19 protein-coding genes and 2 pseudogenes are annotated in these 21,193 nt (G+C 62.2%); 9 read left to right on the forward strand and 12 right to left on the reverse strand.

Going from position 1 to position 21,193, the window contains the following annotated elements; genetic code table 11:
* Positions 1–19: 19 nt before the first annotated feature.
* Complete coding sequence (locus AC1D0N_RS15050) at positions 20–1,414, forward strand: NAD(P)/FAD-dependent oxidoreductase (protein ID WP_477245147.1); 1,395 nt, start codon at positions 20–22, stop codon at positions 1,412–1,414.
* Between the two features lie 236 nt (positions 1,415–1,650).
* A complete protein-coding gene (locus AC1D0N_RS15055) occupies positions 1,651–2,355 on the forward strand; it encodes a peroxiredoxin-like family protein (protein WP_477245149.1) in 705 nt (234 codons plus the stop codon).
* On the opposite strand, the gene AC1D0N_RS15060 is transcribed toward AC1D0N_RS15055, so the two are convergent.
* Together AC1D0N_RS15060 and AC1D0N_RS15065 are read right to left on the reverse strand one after the other, a co-directional pair.
* Positions 2,339–3,244, reverse strand: coding sequence for a LysR family transcriptional regulator (locus AC1D0N_RS15060; RefSeq protein ID WP_477245151.1), 906 nt, complete (start codon positions 3,242–3,244; stop codon positions 2,339–2,341). The two genes, AC1D0N_RS15055 and AC1D0N_RS15060, sit on opposite strands and share 17 nt — an antisense overlap.
* 146 nt (positions 3,245–3,390) lie before the next feature.
* Positions 3,391–4,281, reverse strand: a complete 891-nt coding sequence (locus AC1D0N_RS15065; RefSeq protein ID WP_477245153.1) for a LysR family transcriptional regulator — start codon at positions 4,279–4,281, stop codon at positions 3,391–3,393.
* Between the two features lie 106 nt (positions 4,282–4,387).
* On the opposite strand from AC1D0N_RS15065, the gene AC1D0N_RS15070 reads away from it, so the two are divergent.
* Complete coding sequence (locus AC1D0N_RS15070; RefSeq protein WP_477245156.1) at positions 4,388–5,050, forward strand: peroxiredoxin-like family protein; 663 nt, start codon at positions 4,388–4,390, stop codon at positions 5,048–5,050.
* 10 nt (positions 5,051–5,060) lie between these two features.
* Complete coding sequence (locus tag AC1D0N_RS15075; protein ID WP_477245158.1) at positions 5,061–6,296, forward strand: MFS transporter; 1,236 nt, start codon at positions 5,061–5,063, stop codon at positions 6,294–6,296.
* 332 nt (positions 6,297–6,628) lie between these two features.
* Here AC1D0N_RS15075 and AC1D0N_RS15080 read toward each other — a convergent pair.
* The 4 genes and pseudogenes from AC1D0N_RS15080 to AC1D0N_RS15095 all read right to left on the reverse strand — a co-directional run.
* A pseudogene (locus tag AC1D0N_RS15080) lies at positions 6,629–6,850 on the reverse strand (NADP-dependent oxidoreductase); the annotation flags it as partial.
* 54 nt (positions 6,851–6,904) lie between these two features.
* A complete protein-coding gene (locus AC1D0N_RS15085) occupies positions 6,905–7,519 on the reverse strand; it encodes an acyl-homoserine-lactone synthase (protein ID WP_477245160.1) in 615 nt (204 codons plus the stop codon).
* 66 nt (positions 7,520–7,585) lie between these two features.
* Positions 7,586–8,290: a LuxR family transcriptional regulator gene (locus AC1D0N_RS15090; protein WP_477245162.1), complete on the reverse strand. Its 705-nt coding sequence runs from the start codon at positions 8,288–8,290 to the stop codon at positions 7,586–7,588.
* A gap of 192 nt (positions 8,291–8,482) precedes the next feature.
* Positions 8,483–8,749, reverse strand: a complete 267-nt coding sequence (locus AC1D0N_RS15095; protein WP_477245164.1) for a helix-turn-helix domain-containing protein — start codon at positions 8,747–8,749, stop codon at positions 8,483–8,485.
* A 202-nt stretch (positions 8,750–8,951) separates the two neighbouring features.
* Here AC1D0N_RS15095 and AC1D0N_RS15100 point away from each other — a divergent pair, with 202 nt between their 5' ends.
* Positions 8,952–10,214 (forward strand): threonine synthase, encoded by a 1,263-nt coding sequence (locus AC1D0N_RS15100; RefSeq protein ID WP_477245899.1) that lies wholly within the window; start codon positions 8,952–8,954, stop codon positions 10,212–10,214.
* On the opposite strand, the gene AC1D0N_RS15105 is transcribed toward AC1D0N_RS15100, so the two are convergent.
* From AC1D0N_RS15105 to AC1D0N_RS15115, 3 genes are all read right to left on the reverse strand, one after another.
* Positions 10,209–11,282, reverse strand: a complete 1,074-nt coding sequence (locus tag AC1D0N_RS15105) for a PLP-dependent cysteine synthase family protein (RefSeq protein WP_477245166.1) — start codon at positions 11,280–11,282, stop codon at positions 10,209–10,211. The two genes, AC1D0N_RS15100 and AC1D0N_RS15105, sit on opposite strands and share 6 nt — an antisense overlap.
* Complete coding sequence (locus AC1D0N_RS15110) at positions 11,276–12,214, reverse strand: GHMP family kinase ATP-binding protein (protein WP_477245168.1); 939 nt, start codon at positions 12,212–12,214, stop codon at positions 11,276–11,278. Before AC1D0N_RS15110 ends, AC1D0N_RS15105 begins: the two co-directional genes overlap by 7 nt.
* Before the next feature lie 128 nt (positions 12,215–12,342).
* A complete protein-coding gene (locus AC1D0N_RS15115) occupies positions 12,343–14,724 on the reverse strand; it encodes a transketolase (RefSeq protein WP_477245170.1) in 2,382 nt (793 codons plus the stop codon).
* Positions 14,725–14,850: 126 nt separating this feature from the next.
* Here AC1D0N_RS15115 and AC1D0N_RS15120 point away from each other — a divergent pair, with 126 nt between their 5' ends.
* Both AC1D0N_RS15120 and ehuB read left to right on the forward strand, forming a co-directional pair.
* A complete protein-coding gene (locus AC1D0N_RS15120) occupies positions 14,851–15,318 on the forward strand; it encodes an Lrp/AsnC family transcriptional regulator (RefSeq protein WP_023767048.1) in 468 nt (155 codons plus the stop codon).
* 251 nt (positions 15,319–15,569) lie between these two features.
* Positions 15,570–16,442 carry an ectoine/hydroxyectoine ABC transporter substrate-binding protein EhuB gene (ehuB, locus tag AC1D0N_RS15125; protein WP_477245173.1) on the forward strand — a complete coding sequence of 291 codons (873 nt, stop codon included), beginning with the start codon at positions 15,570–15,572 and terminating at the stop codon, positions 16,440–16,442.
* 57 nt (positions 16,443–16,499) lie between these two features.
* On the opposite strand, the pseudogene AC1D0N_RS15130 reads toward ehuB, so the two are convergent.
* Positions 16,500–16,764, reverse strand: a pseudogene (locus AC1D0N_RS15130) (conjugal transfer protein TraG); the annotation flags it as partial.
* A 221-nt stretch (positions 16,765–16,985) separates the two neighbouring features.
* Here AC1D0N_RS15130 and AC1D0N_RS15135 point away from each other — a divergent pair.
* Positions 16,986–17,240 (forward strand): helix-turn-helix domain-containing protein, encoded by a 255-nt coding sequence (locus AC1D0N_RS15135; RefSeq protein ID WP_477245175.1) that lies wholly within the window; start codon positions 16,986–16,988, stop codon positions 17,238–17,240.
* Positions 17,240–18,565: a type II toxin-antitoxin system HipA family toxin gene (locus AC1D0N_RS15140; protein WP_477245177.1), complete on the forward strand. Its 1,326-nt coding sequence runs from the start codon at positions 17,240–17,242 to the stop codon at positions 18,563–18,565. The genes AC1D0N_RS15135 and AC1D0N_RS15140 overlap by 1 nt, the downstream gene beginning before the upstream one ends.
* A gap of 177 nt (positions 18,566–18,742) precedes the next feature.
* On the opposite strand, the gene AC1D0N_RS15145 is transcribed toward AC1D0N_RS15140, so the two are convergent.
* Entirely contained in the window at positions 18,743–19,186 is a 444-nt protein-coding gene (locus AC1D0N_RS15145; protein ID WP_477245179.1) for a CopG family transcriptional regulator, read from the reverse strand.
* Between the two features lie 5 nt (positions 19,187–19,191).
* Positions 19,192–21,180 (reverse strand): conjugal transfer protein TraG, encoded by a 1,989-nt coding sequence (locus tag AC1D0N_RS15150; RefSeq protein ID WP_477245181.1) that lies wholly within the window; start codon positions 21,178–21,180, stop codon positions 19,192–19,194.
* Positions 21,181–21,193 lie beyond the last annotated feature (13 nt).

The raw sequence follows: 21,193 nt of genomic DNA on the forward strand, positions 1-21,193 counted from the left end.
AAGAAGACGGAGAATACCGATGCAGATCATCACTCCCGGGATGCGGCTGGTTCCGGAAGCTGTGCTCGCCAACAATGCCGCGCTCTTCCGCACGATAGCGGAGACGCCATCCCATGCCGACAGTTCACGGCATCGCGTAGTCATCGTCGGCGGAGGTGCCGGTGGACTCGAGTTGGCAACACGGCTCGGCAGGAAATTCGGCAAGCGGCGGCTTTCCATAACGCTCGTCGATCGCAATCGCACACATGTCTGGAAGCCACTTCTGCACGAGGTGGCGTCCGGTACGTTGAATCCGTCGAGCGATGCGGTGGAATACATCGCACATGCCAGCAGGCACCACTACCGCTACCGGATCGGCGAAGTCGTCGGCATTGACCGCGCCAAACACCAGGTTTTTGTGGCGCCGAGCTTCGACGACGACGGCAGGCAGATCATTCCCCCACGGGTGCTGGGCTACGACACGCTGGTGCTGGCCGTGGGCAGCGTCAGCAACGATTTCGGCACCCCGGGGGCGGCACGTCATGCCATTGCGCTCGACACGACCAGTCAGGCCTCCCGTTTCAACAAGCGCATGATTGACGCCTGCCTGCGAGCGAACGCGCAATACGAGAAGCTTTCGCCGGGTCAGCTCCATTGCGTCATCGTTGGCGCTGGGGCCACCGGCGTTGAACTGGCCGCCGAGTTGCACAAGTCGATGCGCGAAATTGCCTCGCACAATCTCGACAACATCGATTTCGAAAGGCTGATCCGCATCACCATCGTCGAGGCGGGACCGCGCATCCTGCCGGCTTTGCCGGAACACCTCGCGCGCTCTTCCGCGCGCCGGCTCGTTGACCTGGGCGTGCAGATCCGATGCGGCATCAAGGTCACCGAAGTGACAGAAGACGGTATCAGGCTTGGCGAGAAGCTATTCGTTCCGGCCGAACTCGTCGTGTGGTCCGCCGGGATCAAAGCGCCGGATTTTTTGAGGCAACTCGACGGCCTCGATACAGATCGCATCAATCGCGTGGTCGTGGATGCGACGCTACGGGCAAAGGGAGATGAAAGCGTGTTTGCGATCGGCGACTGCGCGAATTGTGTGTTGCCCGGCAGCGAAGATCCCTTGCCGCCACGCTCCCAGACGGCCCATCAGCAAGCCGATCATATGGTCAAGGTGATTGCGGCACGCCTCGAAGGGCAGGCGGCGCCCGCGTTCCGTTACCGCGACTACGGTTCTCTCGTTTCACTGGCAGACTACGGCACCTTCGGCAGCCTGGCGGGCGGACTGAAGGTCGAGGGTTTGCTTGCCCGGCTGATGTATCGCTTGCTCTACCAGATGCACCTTTGTGCGGTGAACGGGACCTTCAAGACCGTGCTGGAGACGGCAATCGGTTCCCTGTCACGCCGCGCCAGGCCGCGAGTGAAACTGCATTGAGTCTCGGGAAGGCGAGTATATGCATTCCCGGGCTGTCGATAGCGATAGTAGAGGCGTGCAGCCTGGCGGACCTCAGATATCGGGAACATGCTGTAACGATTCACCCCGCAATACCGAACAGAAGATGAACTTGCGAGGGTTCGATGCACGCAAGGCATCGACTCCATGCAGGAAAAGCATGGCCGCATTCACGGGGCTTCAATGATAGGCTGTTTGAAAATTGCGAAAGTGCAGACATGGCCGCCGACGACCAACCAATGACATTTGAACAGTCCGTCCAGGCTGCCATAGAACTCGATGCGCCTCTCAACCAGCGGCTGGCGGTGATTGCCAGGGCAGTGCGCCGACTGAACGCGGATTTCGCTGACGCGGTTGACCGCCTGGTAGCGCGCCTCCGGGAGCAGGGAGCTGGCGCAAGTGCACCCGCCCCCGGCGATGTTATGCCCGCATTCCTGCTGCCCGATGACGAGGGCAGGCTCGTGAGCCTATCTGAAATCCTTAGCCACGGGCCGGCCGTCATTACCTTTCAGCGCGGACATTGGTGTCCCTATTGCCGCCTGAATGCGATCGGCATCGTCGAAGCCCAACAAGAGATTTCGACGCTGCGCGGCCAAATCGTGGTGATCATGCCGGAGCGGCGCAAATTCGCAAAGGCAATGAAGGCCTCGGTCGGTGCTCAGTTTCCTTTCCTGACGGACATGGACAATGGCTACGCTTTGTCCCTCAACCTGGCGATCTGGGTGGGAGCCGAGATGGAGCGGTTGATGGGCCTCGGCCTCGATCTGCCGACCTATCAGGGCAACAGCAGCTGGTTCCTGCCGATCCCTGCTACTTTCGTCGTTGGAACTGATGGCATCATCACAGATCGGTTCGTCGATCCCGACTATCGTCGGCGGATGGACATCGACGACTTGATCGCGGCGCTCAGGCGGGCTCGCTGACGCCAAATGTCGACCAGTCGGTTGATCGCAGGAGGTTGAGGAGCGTCACGGCCACCTGCGAGCGATGTCGGCCGGCGACTGCGTAGACGGCGACGATCCGAGAAACATCCAGATCACGCAGCTTGAGTCTGCGGACGTTGGGCGAGCGGGGTGCGGTCATCGAGACAAAGCCAACGCCTGCATTGGCTTCCAGCAGCGCCAGCAAATCCTGGTCGGTTTCAACCTCATGTGTGGTGCGAGGCTTAATCCCTTTGGCCGAGAGACCGCGCGACAGATCTTCGCTCGTTTCCCAGTCGATCCGACTGAGCACGGGTTCTGCGGCTAACTGGCTCAGCGCTACATCCGCTTCGTTTCGGCGGGCGAGAGGGTGATCGGAGTTCACGACGAGCTCGATCCCCTCCTGGAAAAGCGGCCAGGTGTCGAGCCGATCCCAAGCCTGTCCCAGCGGACCGGCAACCGCCAGTTCGACCTCGCCGTTTTTCAGGGCCTCGATGACAGCGGTAGGCGACCCGCGACTGATCTTGAGATGCACGCCTGGGTAGGCCCGGAAAAGCTCAGTGAAGGGTGAGACCAGTAGAGCTATGTTGACGCTGTTGGAAATGGTAACGTTGAGAGGCGCCACGTCGCTGCTCTGCACAGCCTTGGCAAGAGATTTTGCGGAAGTCGCAGCATCGTAGCATTGTTGCAGCAGAGGCAGCATGCGCCGGCCGAGCTCGGTCAGATGGGAATGCTGGCGCTCGCGCCGAAGCAGCTCCCCACCCAATTCGTCTTCAAGGGTCTTGATTGCGCGCGTCAGTGCCGGCTGCGTGACATTGCACTCTTCCGCTGCTCTGGTGAAATTAAGCGTGTTGGACAGGGCCAGAAAATAGCGGACCTGCTGCATCTCCATGAATTTTCGCCCCCTCAGCGAAATGATCTATCAGCGATGGTGCATATTCGAAGATTAACGCAATAAATCGTTTTCAGCAAAGTGGCCTGCACCATGGTGCGAATGGGCGCTGACGGCAAGACAATCAAGACTCTGACAATCTAGAGTCATGACGAACCGAGCGATCTGCTTAGCCAATCGGCAAACCCTCTTGCCCGTTTGCTCGGCTGGCGCCCGGCCGGGAACAGGACATGGATGGGGATGGACGGCAGCGGAATCTCCGGTAGCAGCCGGCGAAGGCGGCCGTCCGCGAGTTCGGCATTGAACATCCAGCCGGAACCGAAGGCCACGCCAAGCCCGGCTAGCACGCAGGCGGTGACTCCGGCCGAACTCGAGACCCTGATGCGCGGGCTTTCCGGAAGGGTAAAACTGATTTCTGGACCGATCAGCTCCTGAAAGGTTGCTCCGGTGCTGTCGGAAGGACCGAAGATGACCTCGTGTTGAACCAGATCGGCAGGGCTGCGCGGCAAGCCGTGGTGGGCGATGTAATCCGGTGAGGCCACCAGCAATCTCGGGGTCTGCCCGACCTTGCGCGCCATCAGGCTGGAACTATCGAGCAGACCGAGCCTCACCGCGACATCGGCACCTTCCTCGACAAGGCTGCGCCTTCGATCGTCCATCATCAGTTCGACGGAGAGGTTGGGATGCTCGGCAAGAAGGCCGGGCAGCCGCGGAATGAGCGCCCGCATGGCAAAAGTGACCGACAGCTCGACGCGCAAAAGCCCGCGCAACTCCTCATTGCCGGCCGCGGTGTCGGCAGCCGCCCCAAGCTCGGCAAGCAGCGGCCGAACCTGCTCGAGATAACCATGCCCCGCCTCGGTCAGACCGACCTTTCGGCTGGTGCGGACGAGGAGACGGGCGCCGATGCGCGCCTCCAGATCGTTCAGGATCCGCGACACCGAAGGCTGCGACAGGCCGATTTCGCGGGCGACCCGCGAAAGGTTGCCACGCTCCGCCACCCGCACGAACACTTCGAGCTCCTGCAACCTGTCAGCCATTCGTTTTCCGGATGATTGGTATGCTTTGCGGTAAGCTACCCCTCCCTTTGGAAATAGGCGAGGACATTCCGCCGCAAGCAATGCGGTCACGATTTTGGAGTGTCCGATGTCTCTTCAGGAAAAACTCGATGCCTTCAAAGCCGATTTTGAAGGCAAGGCCCCCAAGCAAGCGGTCGAGATCATGCATCGCGCGACCGCTGAGCTCATAGCGTCCAGCCGAGCCGATCAAGCTTTGAAGGCAGGTGCCGTCGCCCCGGCCTTCACATTGTCGGAGGCCGATGGCGGTTCTGTCGCATCGGGCGATCTGCTTGCCCGCGGGCCGCTGGTGCTCAGTTTCTATCGCGGTGTCTGGTGCCCCTATTGCAACATCGAGCTCGGCGCCTTGCAGGAAGCCTGGCCGGCAATCCAGGCTACAGGCGCACAATTGGTTTCCATCTCCCCGCAATCGCTGGCGAACGGCAGCAAGGCCAAGCGCGACAAGCAGATAGCGTTCCCGATGCTGAGCGATCCCGAGGGTGCGGTTGCCGACGCCTTCGGCCTGCGGTTTCGTCTGCCAGACGATCTGATCGCGTTGTACCGGAGCTTCGGCGTCGATCTGCCGCTGATCAACGAAGACCCTTCATGGACATTGCCGATGCCCGCTCGCTTCGTGCTCGGACAGGATGGGATCATCGCCTATGCCGAAGTCAGCCCAGACTACACACGCAGACCCGACCCGGCCGACCTGCTAACGGTCCTCAAGCGCCTGCAGGGCTCCATTGCAGCTTGAACCGGTGGACATGGACGACGTGGCGAACGTCACCGCAACCAGCGCCGCCCGGCGCTGGTTGATGTTGACGGTTATCTCGGTCGGCGCCTTCCTGCCGATGACCACGTGGTTTTCCGCAACGGCGATCGCGCCGCAACTTACACGACACTGGGACCTTTCTCCGGCGCAGGGCGCCTGGATCACCGGTGACGTGCAGATCGGCTTTGCGACCAGTGCATTGGCCTTTAGCATAGCCGGCCTGCTGGATATGGTCTCGCTCCGCAAGGTGATCGGCGTCAGTGCCTTGATGGCGGCCGCCGCCAACCTCTTTCTGCTGTTCGCGCCCTCCATTGGCCTCCTGCTGGCGGCCCGTTTTGTCACCGGCATGGCGCTGGCGGGCGTTTATCCGCCCGCGCTGAAACTGGCGTCGACCTGGTTCAGTCGCGGGCGGGGGACGGCGCTCGGCGTTCTCCTCGCGGCACTGACGCTTGGTTCTGCCTTTCCCCATCTGGTATCCGCGCAAGCCGCCGAGCTCGCATGGCAGGACGTCATCGTAGCGACCTCCCTCGCGGCGTTGGCGGGTGCGTTGTTGATCTTCTGGCTCGGCGAGGAAGGGCCCCATCCTTTTGCCAAGTCGTCCTTCGACCCACGCCACATCAAAACGTTGCTGGGCAACCGCGCGCTGATGCTCACCAATCTCGGCTACCTCGGACACATGTGGGAACTCTATGCCATGTGGGGCTGGATACTGGCCTACATCAGGGCGGGCAGCCCTAGTCTGGGCGTTGATGGCCCTCGAGCAGCCTCCTTGCTGGCATTCTTCGTTGTGGCATCGGGCGGGATCGGCTCGATCGTCGGCGGTATCGTGGCTGATCATATCGGCCGCACCGCAACGGCGGCTGCGATGATGGCGGTCTCAGGTCTCTGCGCGCTGACAATAGGCCTGACCTTCTCCGGTCCGCTCTGGTTGTTTGCCGCCGTCGCAATTCTCTGGGGAACGACTGTCATCGGCGATTCCGCCCAGTTCTCGACGATGGCAACCGAATTGAGCGATCCGCGCTATGTCGGCACGGCGCTTTCCCTACAGTTGAGCATCGGCGTCGCGCTCACCCTCGTTGCCATCCATCTGACCGGTTCGGTGGCGGTGGCGGTCGGTTGGCGCTGGAGCTTCCTGGTCCTGGCGCCCGGCCCGATGCTTGGCGTCGCAGCGATGCTGGCGTTGCGGCGCATGCCTGGCGCAATCCGGATAGCGCAAGGCCTGAAGTAGGATTGATCACGGGACGGTCCGCATAAGCCGGTCAGGCTGTCGCAGCAACGATAGGGGCCGCACCGAACCGGCACCTTTCTGGCTCGTTCGTCTCTGAACCCGACGGTCCGGAGCGGCCCAAAGGCTGCCGGACCGCAATGCGCATCACGTCGGTAGCAGAGCTGCCCAATCATGGTATCTGAAAACGGACATCGTACAGATTGAGCCCGTTCGACATCTCACGCCAGGGGCCATGGCTGCCTTCCCAGGTTGCCACCGGTGCGTCTGATAAGACGCAGCCGGCCGATCTGGATAGCGCCGGCTGGCCGCGTGCATCGATAGGCGCGTGTCGCTCACGGACGAACGCGGATGATCGTCTTCCCCGAGCGTCGCTCGGTCGGGTTGAAGGCGGAAACGGCATCGTCGAGGGTCGAGATGTTGCCGATGTTCGTCCGCAGTCGTCCGTCCCGCACCCGCTGGAGGATCTCACTCAGTTGAGTACGATCGGACTCAACAACGAAGTCGACCGCCAGGCCATTGGCGGGCTGCGCGTCGGGCGGCCCAACGACGGTCACGCGATCGATCGGCGGTCGCCGGCTGGCGAGCTTCAGCCGGCGATTGGTATCGTTCTAGATCTTGTCGGCAAGTATGACGCCGCTGATGCCGTAAGCGCGGCGCGTCTGTTCAACAGCCTCGGGCGTGACATCGATCAGCAGCGCGATGATGTCGCCGTCGGGATGTTCGAGAACCTCGCCGAGTTCGGTGAGCCTCCAGCCAAGCGCGCGCAGCCGTTTTGGCCAGAAGGTCTCGCACACCACGCTGATCTGTCGAATCCCCAGGCTTTGCGCGGTCTCGAGCAGACCGCAAAGAACGACGCCGGCGATCGGCGACGGGGCGCCTTGCGTGCGAAGCGATGGAACGACGAAGAAACGCGTCCATTCGAAGATTTCAGCTGCTCTCGGAGGCCTTCCGCCGGCGAGAACCGGGAAGACCTCGCTCATGAGATGCGGCTCCAGCGTCGGCACGAGACGGGAGCCGCCAACGATCTTGCCGTTGGTGTCAAGCGCCAGAACATAAAGCGTATGCTCGTTGTCGAAGGCGTCGATCTCGATGTTGATGGGCCGGGCGACGGCGCGCCATCGCCTCTGCTTGACGTAAATGTCGTACCGTATCCGAAAATAGCGCTCCAGAACTTTCCTGTAGTGCTTCCTATTATCCCAAGTGACCAAATGCATACGAACCATGACGCCTCCAGGCGGAGGGTCGTAGGAAAACGGACTGGCCGTACGTATGACGGTATTCAGGTATTGCTAAATCTGGATTTCCTGCCGTCGCAGCGCTTTGACGATGGCATGCGCGACGTTGATCGCATCGAGTTTTCCTCGAATGTTGCGCTGATGGCTTTCGACCGTGTTCTTGGTAACGCCGAGGATACAAGCGATGTCCTCGGTGGATTTGCCTTGCGCGCTCCACTCCAGGAGTTCACGCTCGCGCGCCGTCAAGGGCGTGGGCTCATCGTCATCGCCGGGTGTTCCCAGCCCTGAGAGGCTGCGAAACGTATGCACGCAAAGCGTCTCGATAAGAGGCATGGCGCTTGGCGGAACGTCCATCCGGTCACTCGCCATCGTAACGACGCCTGGCCCGGCCAATGGGACATGAATTGGGACGCAGATGCCTTCTTTCATCCCGAACTCGGCCGCCTCGTCCATCACCAGCTTCGCGCGTGGAACCAGCCTTGCGACCGGCAGCTCGGCCCATCGAAAAGGCTCTGGCGAGTGCCGGCACTGGGCGACACAAGGATCGCACAAAAAATACGCCTCGGTGCCGTAGCGACGATGCCATTCAGGAGACCAGCCATCGGCAAGAATTTCACGCTGCCAGTCCGTGCCGTGCGGCACAGGCAGTCCGGTGATCAGAAAATTGCGCAATCCGTAGCGCTCCATGGCGAAGCGGAACTCCTGAAGGATTGCATCAGCCGAGCGTGCCGTGTCGATCTTCGAGATCGCTGCAAACAAGTCGACAACAGTTTGGTTCTCCATTGGCAGACCTCAACCACAGTCAGGCCCTACCCCGCGAAACAACCTATGGCTGTCTAGATACCATCTTCAATAGGATGCGCAGCGAATGTACACTAAAGGAGTCAATCAGGTATCACAAAGACGAGATAAGTGAAAATCCGGTCAGCACTGCATTGTGGAAGTCTGGCTTCAATCGGTCGACTTTGAAGCGGCCGGTTTCGACACCCGAATAGCTCGCTTACTTGAAGGGCTCGCCGAAACCAACTCTTGTGGCTCGACATTCAATGCCTTGGCGAGAATTTCGACTGTATCCAGCGTGGCGTTGCGCCGGCCGGCCTCGACGCTGCTGATATAGGCGCGCGTGCGGCCCGAAACGAAAGACAGCTGCTCCTGAGAGAGTTTTCTCTCTCGTCGAAGCCGCTGCACGTTCAGACCAAAAACGCCGCGAAGTTTCATCAAACAACGGATGCTACGGCGCGCACTATGGTGCGACACACTATAGTGCACATTCCGCATTGACAGCCGTGCTGTTGGCTGTTTGAAACAACCAGCGAATTCATCGTTTCCTGGACAAGGAATAGCCATGGCGAGCCGGCCGTTTCGCGACCTCGCGCACGACATGTCCGCGCAGTCCTCAGGCGAGATTGGTCGTCCCAGGATGGACATAAGCCGGGTCCTGGAGCTCGTCTGCATCCGATGCGGCACTTCCTATCCCGCCGATGTCACCATCGACTCCAAAGGATGCGCGCGGTGCCAAGACACCGCGCCGGCAAATCTTCGCCCGGTCTATGCGGCCCCGCAGTCTCCCCTCTTGGCCGGCGCCACCAACTCGCGCTCGCTGTGGCGTTTTGCGCACATGCTGCCTTGCACGGAAGCGGAGGCGGTGAGCCTCGGCGAGGGGCTGACGCCTTTGCTTGCCGCGCCGCGCATCGGGGCGTTTCTGGGCGTGCCGGATCTTGCAATCAAGGACGAAGGCCGAAACCCGACCTGGTCGCACAAGGACCGCTTCTCGACGATCGCGGTCAGCGTGGCGCGCGCGCGTGGTGCGAAGATCGTCGCGACCGCCTCATCGGGAAACGCCGGCGCTTCGCTGGCGGCCTACGCTGCCCGAGCCGGGCTCAAATGCGTCGTCACCACCTTTGCGGGATCGGCGGGCGCGATGCTGGCGCAGATCCGCAAATATGGCGCGACGGTCCTGCCCCTGGTCAGCAAAATGGACCGATGGTCGCTGCTTGAACAGGCAGCGGCCCGCTACGACTGGTTCATCGCATCGCCCTATCACGGTCCGGTCGTCGGCAGCCATCCACTCGGCATCGAGGGCTACAAGACGATCGCCTACGAGATCGTCGAGCAATCCGATGGCACGGCACCAGACTGGTGCGTCCTGCCGGTCTGCTACGGCGATGCCCTGTCCGGTGTGTGGGCTGGCTTTTGCGAGCTGTTCGCGCAAGGGTCGATCACGCGCCTGCCTCGCCTCGCCGCAGCGGAGGTGCATGGGTCGCTGGCGGACGCTCTGGCCAGCGGCGCCGATGCGTTGAGTGAACGCAATATGCTTTTCGACAGCCTTGCCGTATCGATCGGCACGCCGCGCAGCACCTTTCAGGCGCTGAAGGCGCTGCGCGAATCTGGCGGGCACGCCGTCCCCGTCAACAATCACGGCCTGATCGCGATGCAGGAACGCCTTGCGCGGGACGAAGGAATCTTTGCCGAACTGGCATCGGTCACGCCGCTGATGGCGATATCGACATTGAAGGACCAAGGTGTCATCGCGGCCACAGACCGTGTCGTGGCCGTCGTGACAGCCAGCGGTCTCAAGGACCTCGATCGGTCCGCCGCTTCGAACGAACACGATCAGGTCTTTCAAACGACGGACGATGCCTGGCGCTGGCTCGACAAAAACGGTCTGGATCTCGCTTCATAGATTGTCCGCGGCGCCAACAGCCGGCGGCACGTCGCTTGCTTCGCGCGCTTTCACCACATCGTCGAGGCTGCGACGCAGCCAAAGAAAGCGCGTCCACTGCGTCTCCGCGGCCGGTGCGATGGTGGTCAGCGTCCTCGGCTCGGACAGTTCCTTACAAGGCCAGCCAGGCAGAGCCGCAAGCCAGTCATCATTGTAGACAGTCTCGGCATGGCGATGGCCTTCGTCAGGCATGATGACTGCCACTTGCGCATCCGGAAGGGTCGTTGCAACCCATTGCGCCACCAAAGCGGCGGCGCCGCTGGTCGGCCCCATGAAGAGGCCGTGCTCGCGCAGCAAACGATGCGCGGTCATGTAAGCCGGATAGGCGCCAACCCAATGGATCTCGTCGACAAGCTCATGCCTGACATTTTTCGGCAGGACGCTGTTGCCCAGGCCCCGCAGCATGCGTTTGCCGACGGGCTGCCCGAAGAGGATGCTGCGATGTGTATCGACGGCAAATACCGTCAGATGCGGAAAGACCGTTCGCAAAAAGGACGCAGTGCCGCATAGCGAGCCACCCGTACCGACGCAGCCGACCAGGCAGTCGACCCTGCCCATCGCCCGGATGAAGAGTTCGGCCAGCCGCGCATAGGCAAGCCAGTTGCCCGGACTGTCGTATTGGCGGGTCCAGAAGCCGTCCGGCTCGTTGGCCAGGATTTCCTGTAGGCGCTCCAGCCGGCCAGGCTGATTGCCGTCGCCGCGCGGATCATCAAGGGCGATGACCGTGGCGCCGATGCGCTCCAGGCGGGCTTTGTATTTGGCATCGATCAGCGTTGAAGCGGTGACGAGCGTAAGGCGATAGTCACGCGCCGCCGCCAGCAGCGCGACCGCCATGCCGAACGTGCCCGACGTCGTCTCGACAATGTGAGAGCCAGTCTTCAGTTCGCCATCCGCCGCTGCGCGATCCAGAATGTAGCGGGCCGGCATCAGCTTCATCAGCGGAAACGCCGCGGACACGAGATTTGGCGCGAGGCGCGCAAGTCGCGGGGTCTCAAGGTCCCTGAAATAGTCCACGTCAAGGGTCACCATGTCCAGCCCTCCGTATTGACCAGATGGACTTCGACATCCTTGTAGCCGGCACGTCTTATCTGCTGCGTGACCAGGGCCGCGCGTCGCTTCAGATTCGATGCGAAAAGATCGAAAATCAGGCCGAACAACGAACCGCTATGGGCGACTTGCACCCCGCACGCGCCGGCTCGCCGGGCGATTTCGGCGATCTCGCCGAAGCCCTGTTTCGGCAAGTGCCGTTGACTGATCATGGCACTGGCCGAGGCGGCGCGTCCGAGAAGATAGGGATCCTGAAGGCGAACCGCCCGCGCCACCAGCGCCCGCAGCACGCCGAACTCCTGGATTTCGGCACTGTCGTAGCGTGCGGGCGGCAGCTGCAATGTATCGACCGGAACCCCGCCATTCGCCTTGAACCCGACCAGAAGCAGTGGCGGCAGGGAGCCGCCGAAATTCTCGATCACAGTGCCTTCGCGTTGCGCGAAAAGCACCGCGTGATCGTCGAACGCGATCGCGTCGCTGGCGCGCTCGGCAGCCACCGCCAGACGCCCGATGCTTGACGGCCGCAACTGGACGTCAACGGCTGCGGCGACAGCACGAATGGAAGCGACAACGTCAGCCGTCGATGAGCCGTAGCCGTGCCCCACTGGAATTGAGCTTTGAAGTGTCAGCTCGCCGCCGCCGGTGACATTCAAGAAATCGAGCGTGAGCCGCGCGGCGGCCGACGCCTTGACCTTATGATCCGGGTGGACAACGACCGCATCGACGTCGCTCCTGGCAAAGCGCGCCTCAGATCTCAAGCCCGCAATCGGCAGCGTCACGAGCCCGCGATGAAGGCGTCCGCCATCGTCCTTGAAGACGCCCTGGATGAGTTCGCCGTGATGCGCAATCGCCACCGCCGTCCCCACCGGCGACCGCGGCGCTTCACGGCCCATGAGATCGCCGGCCTCAGCCATTTTCATCTCCCCCGCGCTTTCTCGCCACGCGGGAAGATGGCGCCGACGACTGGCAGCCGCCCTCAAGGAATTCAGGTATTGACGGCCCCTATCGACCGAGCCGGCGGCGAGGCGATGACGGGGGATCGTCAGGCGGCGGAGCCAAGGTGCCTCAGCGGCCGGCCGGCCGACACCGATTGCACTGCGGCCATGATACCTTGCGCATCGATCCCGCAATGCCGGTAGAGATCCGCGATCGTGCCCGTCTGGCCGAAATGCTCGACACCCAAGGCACGCGTGCGATGGCCGTGGACCGACCCCAGCCACGCGAGCGTTGCGGGATGCCCGTCCAGCACCGTCACGATGGCGCATGAGGCAGGCAGGCCAGCCAGCAGGCGCTCGACATGACTGGTCGCGTGCGGCCGGCCATACTGGCGCGCCCGCGCCGCGGCCGACCAGCCGGCGTTCAGCCGATCGGCCGAGGTCACGGCCAGCAGCCCGACATCGCGCCGGTCACCGGCCATCAGCCCCAATGCCTGGACCGCCTCCGGCGCGACAGCTCCCGAATAGGCGATCACCACAGCGGCATTTGGCCCGGGTTTGCGCAACCAGTAGGCGCCATCGACGATGTCACGCGCCTGCGGATCCCCAGTCTGGCGTGTCGGCTGCTCGATCAACCGCGTCGAGAGCCTGAGGTAGACCGAACCTCCCGTCTGATCGCGCAGCCAGCTATGGTCATCGGGGTCGGCCTCGCCGGAGCGCTGGATGTAGTCGAATGCCCAACGCAGGATGACTGCCAGCTCGTCGACATAGGCCGGCTCGAATGTCGCCAGGCCGTCCTGCGCCATGCCGATCAGCGGCGTGGCGATCGACTGATGCGCTCCGCCCTCGGGCGCCAGCGTCACGCCAGAAGGCGTCCCCGCCAGGATGAAGCGAGCGTCCTGATAGCAGGCATAGTTGAGCGCATCGAGGCCACGCTCGATGAAGGGGTCGTAGAGCGTTCCGACCGGGAGCAGCCGCTTGCCGTGAAGCGAGTGCGACAGCCCCAGGGCCGACAGCATCGTGAAGAGGTTCATCTCCGAGATGCCCAGTTCGAAATGCTGTCCCGACGGCGAAAACGTCCAGTTGAAGGTGGAAGGAATGCGTTCTTCACGAAAAATGTCCGCCTGGTCGCCGCGCGCGAACAGACCCCGCCTGTTTACCCAGGCGCCGAGATTGGTCGAGACCGTGACGTCCGGAGACGTGGTGACGACACGCTTTGCAAAATCGCTGTCTGACTTGGCGATCTCGTGCATCAAAAGGCCAAAACCCTGCTGTGTCGACATGGAGACCTGTGCGCCGCAGGTGATCTGTGCCGGCACGGGTATGGCTGGGGCTTGATGGCGACGGGTAGCTGCCTGCGCGAAAGGCGACGACGCCAGATAGGACCGGATCGCGGCCTCATCGTATGCAAGGCCCTCGAACATGTCCCATTCACGCCCCTCGCGGACCCCCATGCCTTGCCGCAGCGCGTCCACTTGCGCCGGCGTCATCAATCCGGCGTGGTTGTCCTTGTGGCCGGCGAGCGGCAGGCCGAAGCCTTTGATCGTATAGGCGATGAAGCAGGTCGGACGGTCATGCCCGCGCGCGGCCTCGAAGGCATCGACGATGCTCGTCAGATCATGGCCGCCGAGATTCGCCATCAAGGCGGCAAGGTCTTCGTCGCCACGCTTCTCGATCAGGCGGGTGACCGGTCCCTGATCACCGAGGTCGTCCAGAAGGCGCCGGCGCCATGCGGCGCCGCCCTGGAAGGTCAGCGCGGAATAGAGCTGATTGGGACATGCGTCGATCCAGGACCGCAGCTTTTCGCCGCCCTCTTCCTCGAAGGCCGCCTGTTGCAATGTCCCATGTTTCAGGATCACCACATCCCAGCCGAAGTTGCGAAAGATAGACTCGAAGCGCTGCCATAGGCCTTCGCGCACCACCGCATCAAGGCTTTGCCTGTTGTAGTCGACGACCCACCAGGTGTTGCGCAGGCCGTGCTTCCAGCCTTCGAGAAGAGCCTCGAAGATATTGCCTTCATCCATTTCGGCGTCGCCGAGAAGGGCGACCATTCGACCCTCCGGCTGATCCGTGTTCCAGCCTTTTGCCCTGACATAATCCTGGACCAGGGAGGAGAACAGGGTCTGCGCCACGCCCAGTCCGACCGACCCGGTCGAGAAATCGACATCGTCGATATCCTTGGTTCGAGACGGGTAGGACTGCGCGCCGCGATAGCCGCGAAAATTCCGCAGCTGCTCGAGCGTCTGCCTGCCGAACAGATACTGGATGGCATGGAAAACCGGGCTGGCATGCGGCTTGACGGCAACGCGGTCTTCGGGCCTGAGGATCTGGAAGTAGAGCGCCGCCATCAAGGTCGAGGCGGACGCCGACGACGCCTGATGTCCGCCGACCTTGAGGCCGTCCTGCGACCCGCGAACATGATTGGCATGATGGATCATCCAGACAGCCAGCCACAGAACCTTGCGTTCAAGCTCGGAAAGGATCGTCATCGTCGGCTCCCGTGAAATGGCGGCTCCACGATAGCGGCCTCGGCCTCTCAAAAGTGGCTATTCTTACGCGAGCAGATCGAAGATATTGGCTGATCCAGCCAATAATGACGCCCAGACGAGGGAAGCGTGCCAAATCCGACGCTCGACGCAATCGACCTCAAAATCATCGCCGCGCTGCAGAAGAACGCAAAGGCGACGACGAACGACCTCGCTGAAGCCGTCGGTCTTTCGCCTTCCCCTTGCGCCCGGCGCGTCAGGCTCCTGGAGAGCGCCGGCGTCATCAAGGGTTACACCGTTGTCCTCGACCAGAAGAAGCTCGGTTTGCCGATCAGCGCTTTCGCGTCGATCAAGCTTGAACGGCAACGCGAGGACGATCTCGACCGCTTCTCCCAGGCGGTGCTACGCTGGCCGGAGGTGGTCGACTGCTATCTGATGACCGGCCAGCGCGATTACCTGATGCGCATCGTGGTGCGCGACCTCGAGGCCTATGAGCGGTTCATCAAGGACAAGCTGACCCGGCTGGACAACATCGCCTCGATTGAAAGCAGCTTCGCGCTCGGCCAGGTCAAGCGCTCGGAAGTCCTGCCCGTCTAATCGACCGGCTGTCTCGACCCATCGCGGCGGCAACTGAGCGAGGTTGGGGCGCTCGCGTCAACCCAAGCGCAACCCACGAACAACGTATTCCCCTCGTCACCGCAAGCGAGAGCTCTCACTGCTGTGTGCGCAATATTTAGTACATATTTTGTACATCTATATTGACGAACCGTCATCTTCAAACGTAGCGTCGCGCGGCTAAGGCGGAACGCCTGCGCGCAACAACTCAATCTCACGGGAGGACTGCACCGATGAAATTTCGAGCCCGATCGGCCGCCATTGGCCTGGCCTGCATCGCCTATGCCGCGCTTGTTGGATCCGTGCTGCCGGCCGCGGCGGAGACCACAAAAGAACGCGTCTTGAAGGAAGGACGCATCGTCATCGGCATCCACAACCGGTCGCCATGGGGCTACAAGAAGGAGGGAACCGGCGAGTTGCTCGGCTGGCATCCGGATCTTCTCAGGGCCGCCTTCGCCGATCTCGGCGTCAAGCAGGTCGACTTCGAGGTCACCGAGTTCGGCGCCTTGATCCCGGGCCTGATGGCCGGGCGTTTCGATGCCGTTGCATCCGGCCTGTCGATAACGCCGGAGCGATGCCAGCAGGTCGCCTTCGGTGCTCCCGACCTGAGGTCGGACGACGCGGCGATCGTGCTCGCCGGCAACCCCAAGGCGATCCATAGCTATGCGGATCTTGCCAAGAAATCCGACGCGATCATGGGCGGCGGCCGCGGCAGCAATGTCATCAAGAACGCCGTCACCGAGGGCGTGCCGGAAGACCGCATCCTGCAGTTCCCCGACATCGAGACCAACATCGCGGCACTGCGCGCCGGCCGCATCGACGCGGCTCTGTTCTCTTCCCCGACGGTGATCGGGCTGCTGGCCGGCAACAGGAGCCCCGATCTGGAGCGCGCCAGCCCGTTCACGACGGACGAGAAGTCGATCAGCTACATCGCGATCGCGTTCCGGAAGGACGATGGCGATCTGCGCGACCTCTACAATCAGGGTCTGGCGAAGGTCATGTCGAATGGCACGATCGCCACCATCATGGCCAAGTACGGATTTGGCCCCACGGAGAACGTGCCGCCAGGATTAACGACATCGCAATTGTGCGGAGCCGCCAACTGAACGCCATCAGCAACAGAACCCAGCTGGCATCAACAGCGCGGGCGGCGCCGCGCCAGCGCGGGCGGCCCGCGCTGGCAAAATGACCGGGTGCGGACCGCCCTCCCCCAGATGCGGCGTCGTCATCGTGGCCAATTCGATCGGGCGCTTCGGATCGGACAGGAATACCGCGACGCCGCCAGGGTTTTGTCCGGTCCGGCATAAGCACGTGCAGGATCGCACCGACCAGCAGCGCGTGTCTCGTGTTTTCCCAATGGTTGCGCCCTTCAAGCGAGCCTTCGGGATCGACCAGGATGTCGGCGATGTTTTGTACGTCGCGAACCTCCTATTCCCAAGGCGTAGCCGCTCGGGCAGTCGCTCGTGTCGCTTAAGAACCTTGATCCTCGGGGCGCCCAAGACCGCCGCTGCCAGCTGACGCTTCGGCATCATACGCGATCGCGTATATCTTCCTTTTATACGCGATCACGTATATCTCCGTTTTATACGCAACGCCGTATATTGACGATTAATACGCGATCGCGTATACTGCGGGCGTGGAGACCCATCATGACAGACCAGATCGCTCGCAACGAAAAACAACTCGGGGCCATTCTGCGCCGCGCCCGCAAGAACGCCGGGCTCACGCAAGGCTCGCTCGGCAACAAGATCCACCTGCGCCAGGGTACGGTCTCCCGCCTCGAGGCCGGTGAGCCCGCAATGCAACTCCGCACCTTGATGGCCGCCCTCTCCGCCCTCGACCTTGAACTCGTCGTGCGCGCGCGCAGCAAAGGCAGCTCTGCTGATATCGAGGACCTGTTCTGATGGCACGGCGACGGGTTCACATCCCCCTGAATGTCTTCCTGAACGGGCGCCTCGTGGGTGTATTGCGCAGGGAATCGACGGGCGCCATCGACTTCCAATACGCCCTCGAATGGCTGGACTGGCGCGGCACCTTCCCGATCTCACTCTCGCTTCCTTTGCGGGAAGACCGCTATATCGGCACGCCGGTGACCAACGTCTTCGACAACCTGCTTCCGGACAATGACGCCATACGCAGGCGTGTTGCCGAACGCGTCGGCGCCGACGGCACGGATGCCTACAGCATGCTGGCTGCGCTGGGCCATGACTGCGTCGGCGGGTTGCAATTCCTGCCCGATGGCATGGATCCAGGGCCTCCCGGCTGTGTCGAAGGCAAGCCGGTCAGCGACGAGGACATCGCCGGGATAATCGAGAACCTTGCGGCCGCTCCGCTGGGCCTGGGCGAGGACGAGGACTTTCGCATCTCGATTGCCGGCGCGCAGGAAAAGACCGCGCTGCTGCGCAAGGACGGAGGCTGGTTCAAACCGATCGGCACGGCAGCGACCACCCATATCCTGAAGCCGCAGATCGGGCGGCTGCCGAACGGCATCGATCTCTCCAACAGCGTTGAGAACGAGTATCTGTGCCTGAAGCTGCTGCAAGCGTTTGGCGTTTCCGCCGCCCAGGCGCAGATCGCCGAATTCGGCGAACGCCGCACGCTGATCGTAGAGCGCTTCGACCGGCTGTGGGCCCGCGACGGCCGCCTCCTGCGCCTGCCGCAGGAGGACATCTGTCAAGCGCTGTCAGTGCCGCCGACGCGGAAGTACCAGTCCGATGGCGGTCCCGGCATGCGCGAGATTGTCGAGCTTTTGAAGGGTAGCGATACGCCAGATGAAGACATCGCCACCTTCTTGCGCACCTGCATCTTGTTCTGGCTGATTGGCGCGACCGACGGCCACGCCAAGAATTTCAGTATTTTTCTCGGCCCTGGCGGACGATTCCGCATGACGCCCCTTTACGACGTGCTGACCGCGCAACCCAGCCTCGATACCGGACAGATCCCGCGCAAGAAATTCAAATTGGCAATGTCGGTCGGCAAGAACAGGCACTATTCGGTACCTGACATCATGCCACGCCACTTCCTGCAGACCGCTGACATTGCCGGTGTGGGTACCCCTGTCATGCGCAGAATTTTCGATGATATTGCTGAAAACGTGGAAAAGCAGGCCGACGAGGTGATCATGTCGCTGCCCCGTGGCTTTCCTGAACAGCTTGTCGACGCGGTCAAGTCGGCTATCGGCAAGCGGGCGGCCCTCCTCGCCGATAACAAGGCTGATGCGGTCGATTGATCGAGGTGCGACAAACCGGCTGCCGGGACTTGCTCGCCAGCCGCTGCTGATCATCATCATCGTCATCGGTGCAACAACATTGTCGTCGCGTGACCGCCAGAGGCGTCGCGTATCGCCATCATCGTGATGAGCATGGCCATCAGGCTCCAAGCCAGCCGCCTATTGGCACGCAAACCGTCAGGGTGGGTTTTCGCTGTTGTCCATCGGATTGATATCCTCGGAAATCTCCTGTCGCAGTTTCGGCCCCTTCGCCAGGCGTCTCCCCAACGCCGTGACGAAGGCTTCGTAGCGTTCGGCCGCCTTGGCGCGCGCGGCCTGGGCGGCAGGCTCGGGCAACGCCGGCGTTGTCGCGAGCCAGAAACGGATGAACACCGCGAGTGTCTCGACCGCGATGCCGATATCGCGCTCCTGCCTGGCCAGGCGGCGATCGACCTGGTCGAGGCGTTTGGCGATAGCGGCCTCGCGACGTTCATCCGCATCCGGCGACAGGAACGATGCGATCGCGGCCTCAGCGATCATGGATTGGGGTTGATCGCGCCGTGCCGCATAATCGCCAAGCATCGTCATGATGGTCTGATCGAGATAGACGGAAATCTGCGCCTTCTTTTTGCGAGCCATCATGGCGCCTACAACTCCATGCCGTCATCGGGGTCCAGGGAAACCTGCCGCGCAACGCCCTGCATGAGGCGCGCCAGGCGCCGGTTGCGGACGGCATCATCGTCGTCGGCATCGTCGCCCGGTCCCATATCGAATTCGTTTTCGATCGGCGCCGCTCTCTCGACGGCCTGCGCCCGATTGAGTTCGGCTTGCAGGCGACGCTCCGATCCCGTTGGATCGCCATCGTCCTGCTGCAGCATGCCGGAGGCTTGCGTCGCCTCAGAGTAAGCCAGGACCGGCAACTGGCTCCAATCGTCAAGGCTGGCCTCTCCGGATCGAGCCAATTCGGGTGGCGGCAACACGCGCTCCTTAAAACTGGTGTCCTCGTAGTAGCGGGCCTTCTTGGCTCGGATCGGCGGCACGCCTGCCACCATGACGATTTCGTCGGTCGGCGGAAGCTGCATGATCTCGCCAGGGGTCAGCAACTGACGGGCGGTCTCTTGCCTCGACACCATGAGATGCCCGAGCCAGGGCGAAAGCCGGTGACCGGCATAGTTCTTCATCGCCCGCATTTCGGTTGCCGTGCCGAGTGCGTCTGAGACCCGCTTGGCAGTCCTCTCGTCGTTTGTGGCGAAGCTGACGCGGACATGACAATTGTCGAGGACCGAGTTGTTGGGGCCATAAGCCTTCTCGATCTGGTTGAGCGACTGCGCGATGAGAAAGCTTTTCAGGCCATAGCCGGCCATGAAAGCCAACGCGCTCTCGAAGAAGTCAAGGCGGCCCAGCGCCGGGAACTCGTCCAACATCAAAAGCAACCGGTGGCGGGTGGTCTTGGTATGCAGGTCCTCGGTGAGGCGGCGACCAATCTGATTGAGGATAAGGCGGATGAGCGGTTTGGTCCTGTTGATGTCCGAAGGCGGCACGACGAGATAGAGCGTCGCCGGCTGCTTCCCCCCGACGATGTCGGAAATTCGCCAGTCGCAGCGCCGGGTCACCCCGGCGACAACCGGATCGCGGTAGAGACCGAGGAAGGACATCGCGGTGGACAGCACGCCCGAGCGTTCATTGTCTGATTTGTTGAGCAGTTCGCGCGCCGCACTGGCGATAACCGGATGCGGGCCTGCATCACCCAGGTGCGCGGTTTTCATCATCGCGGCAAGCGTCGATTCTATCGGGCGCTTAGGATCGGAAAGAAAGGCGGCGACGCCGGCGAGCGTCTTGTCCTGCTCAGCGTAGAGAACGTGGAGGATGGCGCCGACCAGCAGCGCGTGACTGGTCTTTTCCCAATGGTTGCGCTTTTCCAGGCTCCCTTCCGGGTCGACGAGAATGTCGGCGATGTTCTGGACGTCGCGGACCTCCCATTCGCCACGGCGGACTTCCAGAAGCGGATTGTAGGCTGACGATCTCGAATTGGTCGGATCGAAAAGCAGCACGCGACCGTGCAGAGCGCGGAAGCCAGCGGTGAGCTGCCAGTTCTCGCCCTTGATGTCGTGGACGATCGCCGAGCTCGGCCAGGTCAGAAGCGAAGGCACCACCAGGCCGACGCCTTTGCCCGATCGGGTCGGGGCGAAGCACAGCACATGCTCTGGCCCATCGTGACGCAGATAATGACGGTCATAGCGCCCGAGCACGACACCATCGTTATCGAGCAGGCCCGCTGCCTCCACCTCTCGCTTCTCGGCCCAGTGCGCCGACCCGTAGGTCTGGACAGTCTTGGCTTCGCGCGCCCGCCACACCGACATGCCGATGGCAACGATGATCGAGAGGAAGCCACCGGAAACGGCGATCAATCCGCCTTTCACGAAGATAGACGGGGCGTAGGCGTCGTAGAAATACCACCACCAGAACAAAGCGGGCGGATAGTAAATGGGCAACCCGGCGATCTCGAACCAGGGCGGACCGAGCCCGGTCTGGAAACCGAGTTGCCATGCTGTCCATTGCGTCGCCACCCAAGTGGTCGACAAGACGATCAGGAAGACCGTGAGTATCTGACCCCACAGGATTTTCGTAGCGGACATGGCGTGCTCCTTT

Source organism: Mesorhizobium sp. P2_E10 (assembly GCF_056404235.1).